Origin of the sequence: Arthrobacter sp. NPDC080082, assembly GCF_040686595.1 — a bacterium.
Classification (GTDB): Bacteria; Actinomycetota; Actinomycetes; order Actinomycetales; family Micrococcaceae; genus Arthrobacter.
On the sequence record NZ_JBFBKQ010000002.1, the window covers coordinates 266,675 to 279,796 of the forward strand.

A 13,122-nucleotide genomic window follows, 5' to 3' on the forward strand; every position below is an offset into this window, starting at 1 on the left:
CATGACCGAAGCGACCGGATCCCCGCAGGGATCCCAGGAACGCGACTTCGCTCCGGCCCCCGCCGGATCCCCGGTGCCGTACACCGTGCCCCCGGCACCCGCCGTCGTCGACGCCGCCATCTGGCCGAGCATCGCCACCGTCCCCGCCGGGATCAAGGCCAAGGTGGCCGGCCGCGTGGCCGACGCCATCTTCCGCACCGCCGTGCAGCGGCTGCCCCTGGAGGTCCGCTACCCGGACGGCTCCGTCCTGGGCGAGGCCGGCCAGGGTCACCCGATCATGACCATGCACCGTCCCGACGACTTTGCGGCCCGCCTGGGCGACGGCGGACTGATCGGCCTGGGCGAGTCCTACATGGCCGGCGACTGGGACGCCGATGACCTCACCGCCGTGATGGAGGTCTTCGCCGCCCGGGTGGGGAAGCTGGTGCCCGAGCCGCTGCAGAAGCTCCGCGGGCTCTACCTGCCCCGCACGCCCCGGACAGAGAAGAACACCGAGCAGAACACCCGCTCGAACATTTCCCGGCACTACGACCTCTCGAATGACCTGTTCGCGACCTTCCTCGACAGCACCATGACCTACTCCAGCGCGCTGTTCCCCGAAAGTGGCGACGCGCTGCGCGCCGTGGTTTGGGACGACCTCGCCGCGGCACAGCAGGCCAAGATCGACCGGCTGCTGGACAAGGCCGGCGTCACCGCGGGCACCCGGGTCCTCGAAATCGGCACCGGCTGGGGCGAGCTGGCCCTGCGCGCGGCCGCCCGGGGGGCCACCGTCTACTCCGTCACGCTCTCCAGCGAACAGCAGGAGCTCGCCCGGAAGCGGGTGGCCGAGGCCGGGTACGCCGACGCCGTCACCATTGACCTCAAGGACTACCGCGCCGTGCAGGGCCAGTACGACGCGATTGTCTCCGTCGAGATGATCGAGGCCGTGGGCTACGAGTACTGGGCAACCTACTTCAAGACCATCGAGCGGGTTCTGGCGCCCGGTGGCAAGGTGGCCATCCAGGCCATCACCATCGGCCACGACAGGCTGATCGCCACCCGCACCAGCTACACCTGGGTGCACAAGTACATCTTCCCGGGCGGCGTGATCCCTTCAGTCCGCGCCATCGAAGAGATCACCGAGAAGCAGACCGGCCTCCGGGTCCGCGAACGCCTCGCCATGGGTGAGCACTACGCGCAGACACTGCGCCTCTGGGAGGAGCGGTTCATGGCCCGGGGCGGCGACGTCCGCGCCCTGGGCTTCGACGAGATCTTCCAGCGGATGTGGCTGTTCTACCTCTGCTACTCGCGGGCCGGGTTCGAAACCGGATACCTGAACGTGCAGCAGATCGTGCTGGACAAGGTCTCCACCCGGGCCTCCGCCGCCAAGGCCGCTGCCACCCAGGCCTCGGCTCACGAGCGGGGCACCAAGTGAGCGGGGGACTGGCCGGCACCATCGCCGAGGTCCTGCGCCCGGTGGTCCGCGGCGAACTGCCGGTGCGGCTGGTCGTCTGGGACGGCAGCGAGGCCGGTCCGGCCGGCGCCCCCACGGTGCGGCTGAACTCGCCCGCCGCGATCCGGCGCCTGCTCTGGGCGCCCGGGGAGCTCGGCGCCGCGCAGGCCTACGTCACCGGCGAACTCGACCTCGATGGCGACCTCAACTCGGCCCTGGCCCACATCTGGAAAGTGGTCCGGGACCGCAACCTTGCCGGCATCCGCCCCACCCCGGCCCTGCTGGCCGGCGTGGCCAGGATCGCCAAGGAAGCCGGAGCCCTGGGCGCCCCGCCCGAGCCGCCGGCCAGCCAGGCCAAGGTCAAGGGCCGGCTGCACAGCCTGCTCCGGGACCGTGCCGCCATCAGCCACCATTACGACCTCAGCAACGATTACTACGAGCTGATCCTCGACCCGCAGATGGCCTACTCCAGCGGGTATTGGACCAACCACCTCGAAGACAGCCACGCCGCCGAGGGCTACGGGCTCGAGGACGCGCAACGGGACAAGCTGGACCTGGTCTGCCGCAAGATCGGGCTCAAGCCCGGCATGCGGATGCTCGACATCGGCTGCGGCTGGGGCTCGCTGAGCCTGCACGCGGCCCAGCACTACGGCGTCGACGTCGTGGGCGTCACCCTCTCCGTGGAGCAGAAGGCGTTCATCGACCGCCGGGTCAAGGAACGCGGGCTCGAGGGTCGCGTCGACATCCGCGTCCAGGACTACCGGGAAATCCCGGACGGCCCGTTCGACGCCGTCGCCTCCCTGGAGATGGGCGAGCACGTGGGCCAGAAGAACTACCCGGTCTACGCGGCCGCGCTGTTCAACAACGTCAAGCCCGGCGGCAAGGTCCTGATCCAGCAGATGTCCCGCCACGGCAAGCACCCCGGCGGAGGCCCCTTCATCGAATCCTTCATCGCGCCGGACATGCACATGCGTCCGGTGGGGGAGACGCTGGGCTTCCTGGAGGACGCCGGGCTGGAGATTGAGGGCGTCCAGGGCATGCGCCGGCACTACGTCTACACCCTGGAGGCCTGGTACGAGCGGTTCGAGGAGAACCACGACGCCGCCGTCGCCATGATGGGCGAGGAGATCGTCCGCGTCTGGCGGCTCTACCTGGTGGGCGCGCTGCGCAGCTTCGCCGAGGGCCGGATGGGCGTGGACCAGATCCTCAGCAGCCGCCCCGAGTAGGAGCGCTCCACACTAAATACAGAAGGCGGCCACCGGAGGGTGGCCGCCTTCTGTCGTGCCGGCCACCCTGCTTTTCGTCCACCCGGGGGCGTGCCGTCACCCACTCCGGGACGTGCCCTCACCCACGCGAGCCCGTGGCCTCACGCACAGGAACGCGTGCCGTCACCCACAGGCGCCCGTGCCGCGGTGCACTACATGTAGTGCCGCCGCCCACTCAGGGCCACCAGGGACGCGCCCCGCGACACGCCGTGAATGTGCGACACGCGGGGTGGTTAATTGTGGCTAACCTGTCCACAGGGTGTGGACGGGGCCGCGAAAAAAGCCGCGATTCCGGACATTTTGAGACCCTCTGCTTGTGGATTAACGGTGGGTTAAATGACATACTTGTAATACATCATCTTGGGGTCCGCGCCGGGCTCTTGCACTACATGTAGTATCGACATACAGTTCGAGCGGAGCGGTTACAGGCCGCAAGGCGAGGCGGGTTCCGGGACGCGAAAGCAATACCGGGCAGGCCCCACCGGACCCGAACCACAGACTTCAACTAAGGGGACCAGGACATGACCGTAACGGTTTACACGAAGCCGGCCTGCGTGCAGTGCAACGCAACCTACCGCGCGCTCGACAAGAAGGGCATCGCCTACCAGAGCGTCGACATCTCCCAGGATGCCGAGGCCCTCGAGCGCCTCAAGTCCCTGGGCTACATGCAGGCCCCGGTCGTCGTGACCGACCAGGACCACTGGTCCGGCTTCCGCCCGGACAAGATCGAGGAACTGGCCCAGGCCTCCGCCGTCGCGGTCGCCTGAAAGCCTTCCCACAGCAGCACCACACCGGATGAGGTGACGACCATGGCCGCACCGGCAACCGCCGGGCCGCCGCTGGCAGCGACGACCGTGGACTCAGCCACGGATTCAAAGTCAGTGCAGACCACCGGCAGCCACCTCATCTACTTCTCCTCCACGTCGGAAAACACCCGTCGCTTCGTCCAGAAGCTCGGCGTCGACGCCGCCCGCATTCCCCTCCTGGCGAGGGAACCGGCGCTCGTGGCCACCGAGCCGTATGTCCTGGTGGTTCCCACCTACGGCGGGACCGGGGGAGAAGGATCCGTTCCGAAGCAGGTCATCCGCTTTCTGAACGACCCGAGGAACCGGCAACAGCTCCGTGGAGTGATCGGGGCGGGCAACACGAATTTCGGGGACAACTACTGCATGGCCGGCGACATCATTGCCGCCAAATGCAACGTCCCGCACCTATATCGATTCGAACTCATGGGGACGCCGGAAGACGTCGGCCGAGTACAACAAGGATTGGAAGAATTTTGGACACGACTGTCGCAGACGAAGTGACCGGGGCTCACGCCGTCGAAAAGCACACCGTGGCGGGCGAGAAGCCGGCGCTGCCGGCCGCCTACCAGGGCCTGGGCTACCACGAGCTCAACGCCATGCTGAACCTCTACGGTCCGAACGGCGAGATCCAGTTCGAAGCCGACCGCGAGGCCGCTCACCAGTACTTCCTGCAGCACGTGAACAACAACACCGTGTTCTTCCATGACCTCGAGGAAAAGCTCGACTACCTGGTGAAGAACGAGTACTACGAGCGGGAAACTCTCGACCAGTACACGATGAACTTCATCCGCGAGCTCTTCAACCGCGCCTACAAGAAGAAGTTCCGCTTCGAGACCTTCCTCGGCGCCTTCAAGTTCTACACCTCCTACACGCTGAAGACGTTCGACGGAAAGCGCTTCCTGGAGCGTTACGAGGACCGCGTCTGCATGGTGGCCCTGCACCTGGCCCGCGGCGACGAGCAGCTGGCCACCCAGATGGTCGACGAGATCATCGAGGGCCGCTTCCAGCCGGCCACTCCGACGTTCCTGAACGCCGGCAAGAAGCAGCGCGGCGAGCTGGTCTCCTGCTTCCTGCTCCGCATCGAAGACAACATGGAGTCGATCGGCCGCTCCATCAACTCCGCACTGCAACTGTCCAAGCGTGGCGGCGGCGTGGCGTTCGCCCTCACCAACATCCGCGAGGTGGGCGCCCCGATCAAGCAGATCGAGAACCAGTCCTCCGGCGTCATCCCCGTGATGAAGCTCCTCGAAGACAGCTTCTCCTACGCCAACCAGCTCGGTGCCCGCCAGGGTGCCGGTGCCGTGTACCTGCACGCGCACCACCCGGACATCTACCGCTTCCTCGACACCAAGCGCGAGAACGCGGACGAGAAGATCCGCATCAAGACCCTCTCCCTCGGCGTCGTGATCCCGGACATCACCTTCGAGCTCGCCAAGCGGGACGAGGACATGTACCTGTTCTCCCCGTACGACGTCGAAAAGGTCTACGGCATGCCGTTCTCCGACGTCTCGGTCACTGAGAAGTACTACGAGATGGTGGACGACTCCCGGATCAAGAAGACCAAGATCAAGGCGCGCGAGTTCTTCCAGACCCTCGCCGAGATCCAGTTCGAATCCGGCTACCCGTACATCATGTTCGAGGACACCGTAAACCGGGAAAACCCGATCGACGGCAAGATCATCATGTCCAACCTGTGCTCCGAGATCCTCCAGGTCTCCCAGCCCACGACGTACCACGATGACCTGTCCTACGACGCCACCGGCAAGGACATCTCCTGCAACCTGGGCTCGCTGAACATCGCGAAGACCATGGACTCGCCGGACTTCGGCCTGACCATCGAGACGGCCATCCGGTCCCTCTCCGCGGTCTCCGACATGTCCAACATCACCTCGGTGCCCTCGATTGCCCGCGGCAACGACCAGAGCCACGCGATCGGCCTCGGCCAGATGAACCTGCACGGCTACCTGGCCCGCGAGCGGGTCCACTACGGCTCCGAAGAGGGCCTGGACTTCACGAACATCTACTTCTACACGGTGCTGTTCCACGCGGTCCGCGCCTCCAACAAGCTGGCCATCCAGACCGGCCAGACCTTCGGCGGCTTCGAGAAGTCCAAGTACGCCTCCGGCGAGTTCTTCGAGAAGTACATCAACCGCGAGTGGGTCCCGGAGACGGCGAAGGTTGCCGAGCTGTTCCAGAACATCCACATCCCCACCCAGGATGACTGGCGCGAGCTGAAGGCTTCCGTCATGGAGCACGGCATCTACAACCAGAACCTGCAGGCCGTCCCGCCGACCGGCTCGATCTCCTACATCAACAACTCCACCTCCTCGATCCACCCGGTGGCGTCCAAGATCGAGATCCGCAAGGAAGGCAAGCTGGGCCGCGTGTACTACCCGGCGCCGTACCTGACGAACGACAACCTGGAGTACTACCAGGACGCGTACGAGATCGGCTACGAGAAGGTCATCGACACCTACGCCGCCGCCACGCAGCACGTGGACCAGGGCCTGTCCCTGACCCTGTTCTTCAAGGACACCGCCACCACGCGTGACATCAACAAGGCCCAGATCTACGCCTGGAAGAAGGGCATCAAGACCATCTACTACATCCGTCTCCGCCAGCTCGCGCTGGAAGGGACCGAGGTAGAGGGCTGCGTCTCCTGCATGCTCTAGCCTCCGACTGAGGCATGCGAGTACGACGGCGGGCGCCCGCCCGCCGTCGTACGCTTTAACTTAGAGAACCAACCCAACATTGAGGGGATGACATGACCGAGAAGGTCAAGCTGCTGAGCCACGTCGAGGCGATCAACTGGAACCGTATCCAGGACGACAAGGACGTGGACGTCTGGAACCGCCTGGTCAACAACTTCTGGCTGCCGGAGAAGGTGCCGCTGTCCAACGACGTCCAGTCGTGGAACACCCTGACGCCGGCCGAGCAGCAGCTCACCATGCGGGTGTTCACCGGCCTGACCCTGCTGGACACCATCCAGGGCACCGTCGGCGCCGTCTCGCTGATCCCGGACGCGGTCACCCCGCACGAGGAAGCCGTCTACACGAACATCGCGTTCATGGAGTCCGTGCACGCCAAGAGCTACTCCTCGATCTTCTCCACGCTGGCCTCCACCAAGGAGATCGACGAGGCGTTCCGCTGGTCCACCGAGAACGAGAACCTTCAGAAGAAGGCCCAGATCGTCATGGACTACTACCAGGGCGACGACCCGCTGAAGCGCAAGGTGGCCTCCACCCTGCTGGAGAGCTTCCTGTTCTACTCCGGCTTCTACCTGCCGATGTACTGGTCCTCGCGAGCCAAGCTGACGAACACGGCCGACCTGATCCGCCTGATCATCCGCGACGAGGCCGTCCACGGCTACTACATCGGCTACAAGTTCCAGAAGGGCCTGGAGAAGGTCTCCGAAGAGAAGCGCCAGGAGATCAAGGACTACACCTTCGAGCTGCTCTTCGAGCTGTACGAGAACGAGGTCCAGTACACGCATGACCTCTACGACGGCGTCGGCCTGGCCGAGGACGTCAAGAAGTTCCTTCACTACAACGCCAACAAGGCGCTGATGAACCTGGGCTACGAGGCCATGTTCCCGGCCTCCGTCACCGACGTAAACCCGGCGATCCTCTCGGCCCTGTCGCCGAACGCCGACGAGAACCACGACTTCTTCTCCGGGTCGGGCTCGTCGTACGTCATTGGCAAGGCTGTCAATACCGAGGATGAGGACTGGGACTTTTAGTCTCCACAGTCAGCATCGCATTTGAGAACGGCCCCGCACCTCCTGTGCGGGGCCGTTCTGTGTTGGCGGCGGGGTACCGGGGGATATCCGCGTCGCTTCAGCACTCGTCGATGATCTTTCCGACCACGCTGCCGACGGCGGCACCCAGGGCCGCACCACCGGCGCCACCGAAGTAGCCGCCGATCACTCCGCCCGCGCCGGCCAGGGTGCCCTGCCAGTTGCCTCCGGACTTCTTGTAGACCACGGTGGTTGATCCTCCGCCGCCGCCGTCGTCGGAGACGTAGGATCCGACGGCGCCGGAGGCGTAGGCCAGGGCGACCGGGCTGGCGTTGCCCTTCATCATGAGTTCCTCGTACGCCTTTTTGACCTCGTGGTAGGCCTTGGCGGCGTCGTGCTTGCCTCCGGTGGCCTTGTGGCCGAGCTCGCAGATGTGGGTCAGTACCGGCAGCTCTGCCTCGGTGATGAAGTTCAGCTCGTGCAGTTTGCTGAGCACGATCTTGTCGGCCTTCAGGCGGTCGCCTTTGGCCTCGGCCATGATGCGCTGCATCTCCCTGGCCGCCGCGCTTTGCATCTCGTAGACGCCAATTCCGCTGAAGGATTCGATGCTGGACATTGGAATGCCCTCCTAAGTGCTGGTTGAGGCGCAGGTCCGCGCAGTGGAATCTTGCTCCCGTCGCGGACGGAAGGGAATACCGAAACTATTCAGAAGCCGGCAGCGTCTTCGAGGCTCGGTTCACCGGAGTATCCGGGCAGGGCTGAGAGGGAATCCGGCCAAAGCGGCGGTTCCCAATCCTGCTGTTCGCTGCGGTAGCGGCGTCCGGTGGGGGAGACCCATTCCGGCGGCTCCTGAGGCGTAGCCGGCGTCGGCTGCCAAGCCGTGGTGTGTCTGAGTCGGTGGTGCTTCCGGCAGGGCTGGCCGAGGTTGCTAATCCCGGTGGTCCCGCCCTTCGCCCAGGCCAGCAGGTGATCTGCATCCGTATCGAGGGATGAGTTGTTACAACCTGGGAAGGAGCACTTGGCGTCTCGCAGCCGAAGCCATTGCCGCATTGCCTTGGGGATCCGGTAGCTGGTGCGGCCGATCTCCAGTGGCGCACCATCCCGGGGATCCACCAGCACCCGGTAGAATGAGTCCGCCCCGTCCGCCACCAGCCTCCCGGCCGTCGACGGCGGGATCGGTCCGAAGCCATCCAGCGTTGCAGGCTCATCGGTCAGCCCCAGTAGTGATAGCACCGGGACGGTGACCAGCACCTGCGCCCGCGGGACCGGCGCCCGGCTAATGGTGGACGCGGAGGCGGTCCCTTCAAGACCAGGGCCGGCGTCGCCGTCGACGTAGCCATCGGAACGGTCGGCCAGCAGCAGGGTAACGGCCACGTCTGCACGAAGCTGTGCCAGGGTCCGCGGCTCGTCCGGTCCCTGCAAAGCACGGGACGCGGAGGTGAGCCGGTCGAAGATTCCGGCCGCATCCACCGCCGGCAAATACGCATTGAGCCAGGCCATGCCGTCGCGGTCGGGATGGAACTCCACCCGCCGGTCGGCCGCGCCGCGGGTGTGCCGGGCCTCGATGCTGTCAGGATGATGCCGCTCGCGCCAGGTCCTGGCCTTTGCCCGGAACCGTCCGGGGACGAGTTCACCTGCGTAACAGCCGCGGGCCGGTGAGGAGTCGTCCGGGTCGAGGAAGTGACTCTCCAAGGCCGTGGCACCGGCGGGGGAGAGACTCGAGGCTTCGTCCACCATGATCCGAGCGTGCTGCCAGGAAACCTTGCCGGCACGCAACGCGCCCAGCGTCAGGGGCAGCGACGTCGTCAGGGACAACGCTTCGCAGATCAGTGCCGCGGCGGACCGTTCACTGACCGTCAGCACACCCGCGATTTCCGCGACCGTGCCCATCTCCCGTGCGGTGCACTCCTGGGGCGATGAGCTAATCCCGGCAACGACCTCCGCAAGCCGGACGTATTCGGCAGTCAGATGCACTTTCAGCGCGGCGGCCCGGGCTTCCAGACGCGTAACTTCCGCGAGCCCGTCCAGACAGGCGTCGGCGAGCAAAAGGGCTGGATCGGCGTCGGGCCCAAGTGCAGGGCCGGTCATAGGGCAGGAGAGCAGCTGCTCGAGCGCGGCGGCGGACTGCGTCAGGGCCGCTACCGCCGCCCTGATGCCTGCACTGGCGCCAGACTCGAAAGCCTCTCCGCTCTCCATGACTCAACACTAGGGCGAAGCACCGACATTTAAACCCGGACGCAGGCCCATCCGTGTCCGGGACCGGCGAGAGATAGCACGCCGGCGCGTAAGATAAGGGACTGCCAACCAGCTCCAAGCCTCCCTCAGAACGCGTAGCGGATACGACAATAGGGCGCGATGTCTGCAATGAGCTGCGTCAGTTGCCGCACGTAGCCAGCCTTGGTTCCAGACCGGTAGCGGACGTTCGTGAATCCGTTCGACGAGACCTTTGACTCCTGCAGGTCCGGGCGCCAGAGTGCCTTCTCAGCCTGCGGGTGCCAGCCCAGATTTACCTCGTGGAGCCCCTCGTTGTGCGTCAGAAAGATGACCTCCGCCGCGAGTTGGGCCTTCGCGGCGTCAGTCAGGGTGGCGTCGAGTTGACGCAGCAGTTCCTCCCAATCGTGCAGCCAGGTGTCCGTGATGATGACGGGGGAGAAGTTCACGTGCACCTCGTAGCCGGCTTCAACGAAGTCGTTGATGGCGGCCATTCGTTCAGCCATCGGCGAGGTCCGGACGTCGACGGACTTGGCCAGGGCCGCGGGCATCAGGGAGAAGCGGATCCTGGTGTGGCCGCCGTGGTCCCACGCGAGCATCGCCGGGTTCACATATTTGGTGGCAAACGAAAGCTTCGCGGTGGGCAGGTCGCGGAAGAGCATGACCAGGTCTTCCACGTTGTCGCTGATCAGGGCGTCGACGGAGCAGTCGCTGTTCTCGCCGATGTCGTAAACCCAGAGCTCCGGATCGCACTGGTTGGGCTCCAGCTTGATGCCCTGGCGCGTGGCGTGCCGCTCCAGCGTCCGGGCGATGTCGTCGATGTTCGCGAACACGGTGACCGGGTTGCTGTACCCCTTGTGCCGGGGCACGTAGCAGTAGGCGCATGCCATGGCGCAGCCGTTCGCCGTCGAGGGTGCAATGAAGTCCGCCGACCGGCCGTTGGGTTTGACGGTCAGCGCTTTTTTGACGCCGAGGACCAGTGCCTCCGTCTTGATCCTGGACCAGCGGGGCACGTTCGTTTCATCCCCGTGGACCTCGGGGATGTTCCAGTGGCTATCGATAAGGACGACGTCGGCGTCCGGCCATCGTGCGACGATCTCCCTGCCCCGGGGAAGCTCAAGCGCCGCAGGCTGGGCATAGATCCGCCGGATTTGTAGCAGGCGATTGAACTCCACGATTCCGTTCCCCTGCGGGCCCGAAGGGACTACTCGTCGGCGGCGGCGAGCTGGCCGCAGGCGCCGTCGATCTCCTTGCCGCGGGTGTCACGGAGGGTGCAGGGGACCCCGGCGGCGCGCAGCCGGGCGATGAACTCCTGGGCCACCGGCTTCTCCGAGGCGGTCCAGATGGAACCCGGCGTCGGGTTCAGTGGGATCGGGTTGACGTGCACCCAGCCGCGGCCGCGCTGGTTCAGCTTCTTGGCCAGCAGGTCGGCGCGCCACGGGTGGTCGTTCATGTCCTTGATCAGCGCGTATTCGATGCTGACGCGCCGGCCGGTCTTCCGGTAGTACTCGTACGCGGCGTCGATGGCCTCGTCGACCTTCCAGCGGTTGTTCACCGGGATCAGCTCGTCGCGGAGCTCGTCGTCGGGCGCGTGCAGTGACAGTGCGAAGGTGACCGGAATTTCCTCGTCGGCCAGCTTGCGGATGGCCGGGACCAGGCCCACGGTGGAGACGGTGATGTTGCGGGCCGACATCCCCAGTCCCTCGGGGGACGGGTCCACGAAGCGGTGCAGCGCCGCCATGACACGCTTGTAGTTGGCCAGCGGTTCACCCATGCCCATGAAGACAATGTTGGTGACGCGCTCGTCGTCGTGCTCCTTGGGGCCCAGCTCGCCCGCCGCGATGGCACGGTTGGCGGCGACCACCTGGTCCACGATCTCCGCGGTGGACATGTTGCGGGTCAGCCCCGCCTGGCCGGTGGCGCAGAACGGGCAGTTCATGCCGCAGCCGGCCTGCGAGGACACGCAGAGTGTGATCCGGCCGGGGTAGCGCATCAGCACGGACTCGACCAGGGCGCCGTCGAACAGCCGCCAGAGGAACTTGATGGTGTCCCCGTTGTCCGTGCGGAGGCGGCGGACCTCGGTCAGCAGCGGCGGGAACATCTCGGCCACGAGCTCCTCGCGCCCGGCCTTGGGCAGGTCGCTCATCGCCGCCGGATCCGTGGTCCAGTGCTGGAAGTAGTGCGTGGAGAGCTGCTTCGCGCGGAACGCGGGAACACCCATCTCCTTGAGCTTCGCGGCGCGCTCCTCCAGCGTGAGGTCAGCGAGGTGCGCCGGCGGCTGCTTCACCCGCGGCGAAGCGAACTGGAGGACCGGCCGGCCCTCCGAGGTGCGCGCCTGCTCCCAGCCTTCCGCCGTCGGGCGGACCTGCGGGCGTGCGCTGCCGACGGCGTCGCCGCCCTTCGCGCGGGTAAGGTCGGGGGCGTCGGAGGGAGAAGTTGAGGAAGTCATCCTTTCCATTGTCCCACGCCGGCCTACCACACGCTAAGCGCGGGGAAGCCCTGCGCCCGGGCGCGGCACCGGCGCGCCGCACCCAGGTGCCGCGCCCGCTGCTGCATCCGGCGTCCGGCCGCTGGCGTCCGGCACCGGCCGTCCGGCACCCGGCGTCCGGCGTCCGGCGGCCAGTGCACCGGGTACGGTCCCTAGTAGCCCGCGACCTCGTGCGGGACGTACGGGCTCTCCAGCTCCGCCATCTCCTCCGGCGTCAGCGTCAGCTCCAGCGAGGCGAGGGCGTCCTCCAGGTGCTGGGCCTTGCTGGCGCCCACGATCGGGGCGCTGACCACGCTGTTGGCGCGTACCCACGCCAGGGCAACCTGGGCGCGGGGCACGCCGCGGCGCTCGGCGATGGTGCGCACGGCGTCGGCAACGGCCCGGTCGCTGCTCTCGGCGCTGTAGAGGGTCTTGCCGAACTCATCCTTTTCCGAGCGGTTGGTCTTCTCGTCCCAGTCCCGGGTGAGCTTGCCGCGGGCCAGCGGGCTCCAGGGCAGCACCCCGATCTTCTGGTCGGCGCAGAGCGGGAACATCTCGCGTTCCTCCTCGCGGTAGACCAGGTTGTAGTGGTCCTGCATGGTGACGAACCGGGTCCAGCCGTTGAGCTGCTGCAGGTAGAGCGCCTTGCTGAACTGCCAGGCCGCCATCGAGGACGCGCCGATGTAGCGCACCTTGCCGGCCTTGACGACGTCGTGCAGCGCCTCGAGCGTCTCCTCGATCGGCGTCGAAGGGTCCCAGCGGTGGATCTGGTAAAGGTCGATGTAGTCGGTGCCCAGCCGGGTGAGGCTGGCGTCCAGTTCCGCGAAGATGGCCTTGCGAGAGAGTCCGCGCCCGTTGGGGCCGGGGCGCATGACGCCGTGGACCTTCGTGGCGATGACGGTGTCCTCGCGGCGGGTGAACTCGGCAAGGGCGCGGCCCACGATCTCCTCGCTGGAGCCGTTGGAGTAGACGTTCGCCGTGTCGAAGAAGTTGATTCCCGCGTCCACGGCCTGCCGGATCAGTGGACGGCTCTCCTCCTCGGGCAGGGTCCACGGGTGCGGTCCCCGCTCGGGGTCCCCGTACGTCATGCAGCCCAGGGCCAGCGGTGAGATGTCCATGCCGGTGTTGCCGAGTTTGATGTAATCCACGTCTGCCTTCCGTCGCAAATCCCACGGCCGCCGGTGCGGCCTTCGCCCCACGTTAGG

General features: G+C 66.2%; 11 protein-coding genes. 6 read left to right on the forward strand and 5 right to left on the reverse strand.

The features are described from left to right. Window position 1 precedes the first annotated feature (1 nt). The 6 genes from AB0O44_RS05570 to nrdF all read left to right on the forward strand — a co-directional run bounded on the left by AB0O44_RS05570 (window position 2) and on the right by nrdF (window position 7,242). Window positions 2-1,414 carry a class I SAM-dependent methyltransferase gene (locus tag AB0O44_RS05570; protein WP_364135799.1) on the forward strand — a complete coding sequence of 471 codons (1,413 nt, stop codon included), beginning with the start codon at window positions 2-4 and terminating at the stop codon, window positions 1,412-1,414. Then, window positions 1,411-2,658 (forward strand): cyclopropane-fatty-acyl-phospholipid synthase family protein, encoded by a 1,248-nt coding sequence (locus tag AB0O44_RS05575; RefSeq protein WP_364135236.1) that lies wholly within the window; start codon window positions 1,411-1,413, stop codon window positions 2,656-2,658. The genes AB0O44_RS05570 and AB0O44_RS05575 overlap by 4 nt, the downstream gene beginning before the upstream one ends. Before the next feature lie 560 nt (window positions 2,659-3,218). Then, on the forward strand, window positions 3,219-3,464 hold the full coding sequence (nrdH, locus tag AB0O44_RS05580; RefSeq protein WP_120949950.1) for a glutaredoxin-like protein NrdH: 246 nt from the start codon (window positions 3,219-3,221) through the stop codon (window positions 3,462-3,464). A 42-nt stretch (window positions 3,465-3,506) separates the two neighbouring features. After that, window positions 3,507-4,004: a class Ib ribonucleoside-diphosphate reductase assembly flavoprotein NrdI gene (gene nrdI, locus AB0O44_RS05585; protein WP_364135239.1), complete on the forward strand. Its 498-nt coding sequence runs from the start codon at window positions 3,507-3,509 to the stop codon at window positions 4,002-4,004. A gap of 50 nt (window positions 4,005-4,054) precedes the next feature. Beyond that, window positions 4,055-6,175, forward strand: coding sequence for a class 1b ribonucleoside-diphosphate reductase subunit alpha (nrdE, locus tag AB0O44_RS05590; protein ID WP_290257886.1), 2,121 nt, complete (start codon window positions 4,055-4,057; stop codon window positions 6,173-6,175). 92 nt (window positions 6,176-6,267) lie between these two features. Next, window positions 6,268-7,242 carry a class 1b ribonucleoside-diphosphate reductase subunit beta gene (nrdF, locus tag AB0O44_RS05595; protein WP_290257638.1) on the forward strand — a complete coding sequence of 325 codons (975 nt, stop codon included), beginning with the start codon at window positions 6,268-6,270 and terminating at the stop codon, window positions 7,240-7,242. Between the two features lie 97 nt (window positions 7,243-7,339). Here nrdF and AB0O44_RS05600 read toward each other — a convergent pair whose 3' ends face one another. The 5 genes from AB0O44_RS05600 to AB0O44_RS05620 form a co-directional block, all read right to left on the reverse strand. Beyond that, entirely contained in the window at window positions 7,340-7,855 is a 516-nt protein-coding gene (locus AB0O44_RS05600; protein WP_364135244.1) for a hypothetical protein, read from the reverse strand. Between the two features lie 89 nt (window positions 7,856-7,944). Then, the gene (locus AB0O44_RS05605; protein ID WP_364135247.1) at window positions 7,945-9,435 is read right to left on the reverse strand and encodes a DUF222 domain-containing protein; all 1,491 of its coding nucleotides are present in this window, start codon (window positions 9,433-9,435) and stop codon (window positions 7,945-7,947) included. Between the two features lie 125 nt (window positions 9,436-9,560). Then, a complete protein-coding gene (locus AB0O44_RS05610; RefSeq protein WP_364135250.1) occupies window positions 9,561-10,625 on the reverse strand; it encodes a spore photoproduct lyase family protein in 1,065 nt (354 codons plus the stop codon). Window positions 10,626-10,654: 29 nt separating this feature from the next. Next, complete coding sequence (rlmN, locus tag AB0O44_RS05615; protein WP_364135253.1) at window positions 10,655-11,899, reverse strand: 23S rRNA (adenine(2503)-C(2))-methyltransferase RlmN; 1,245 nt, start codon at window positions 11,897-11,899, stop codon at window positions 10,655-10,657. A gap of 191 nt (window positions 11,900-12,090) precedes the next feature. After that, entirely contained in the window at window positions 12,091-13,065 is a 975-nt protein-coding gene (locus AB0O44_RS05620) for an aldo/keto reductase (protein ID WP_364135256.1), read from the reverse strand. Between the last annotated feature and the right edge of the window lie 57 nt (window positions 13,066-13,122).